Annotated in this window: 1 pseudogene; it reads left to right on the top strand. The window is 37.2% G+C overall.

What is annotated here, in order from left to right:
• The first annotated feature begins 108 nt into the window (after positions 1–108).
• Positions 109–1,016 (top strand): annotated as a pseudogene (locus IC572_RS07850) (hypothetical protein).
• Positions 1,017–1,046: the final 30 nt, after the last annotated feature.

The raw sequence follows: 1,046 nt of genomic DNA, 5'->3' as shown, positions 1-1,046 counted from the left end.
ACCACAACAAGGAGGAACAACGCCATGCCAAAAAGATAAAGAACATTAAAAAACATTGAACGACCGATTATAGCAGAATTTAAAACAAATTTTACCAAGGAGTATTTTATGGGTTTTCAAAATGAAAATAAGTTAAAAGTAGGCGCGTCAGTTAAAGCCACGATCAACGATAAAGTGGTGGAAGCTAAAGTCATTAATATTTGGGTTTAATCGTGTAACCTTAAGGAGCCAAAAAGGCAACCAAGCCTCATACGCTTTCAATAGCGAAAAATTCTTAAAGTGGTTCAATAAAGTTCCATTGACCGAGCATATGAAACTTCACGCTGAAAACAAAAAAGCGGACATTTTAGATGGCGTTAAAGTGGTAACTAGCGGACCAAGTAGTATTAAGGAAAGGACTTCAACTCCTAAAGAGCCTAAAGAAAGCAAGTTTAAGTTGGACTTTGATTTCGCTGACCAATCAGAGACTTATTTTCTTTGTAATGGCTGATTTGTATGCTAATGAGGAGCGTAAGAAAAGATTAAGCAGTTTGTTTGCTCCCATGTTGTATGAGACTAGAGGTTTTCAATTTAGTATGATTGTTATTCACGCTCTGTCTTATATGGCGGATTTAAAGCACCATAGCGACCAAGAATGGTTAAAAATGATTGAAAATCGTAATGTTGATGACGCTTTCTTTGAAAGCTTTGATGATATGAATATTACTGATTTGACTTTGTTTATTCGTGTGATTGAAGCTTATGCGAAAAAATTACCCAGAGAGCAAGGTAAGGGCGATAATGGTTATGGCGTTACTTTGGAAGAGTGGGCGAGATTTTTACCTAAAAATCAAAAAGAGGCGAAATTTGTAGCTCAATTCTTATGCGACGGTGGTATCAATAAGTATGATTTAAGTTGTGCGGGCTTAACTGCTAACTTATTAGCCGATAATCTTGGTAACTATGGACTACGAGATGAGGGCGATGAGGATTTAGCCGATAAAAACGAGGGCGAGGCTGAAAATTTAGAAAACTAAACCCCCCCATGTGGGGTGGCTCTTTTTTTT

It is taken from the genome of Helicobacter pylori (assembly GCF_014496485.1).
Lineage (GTDB): Bacteria > Campylobacterota > Campylobacteria > Campylobacterales > Helicobacteraceae > Helicobacter > Helicobacter pylori_DD.
The sequence above is the reverse complement of the archived record's forward strand: the minus strand, read 5'-3'. Positions and strand labels throughout refer to the sequence as shown.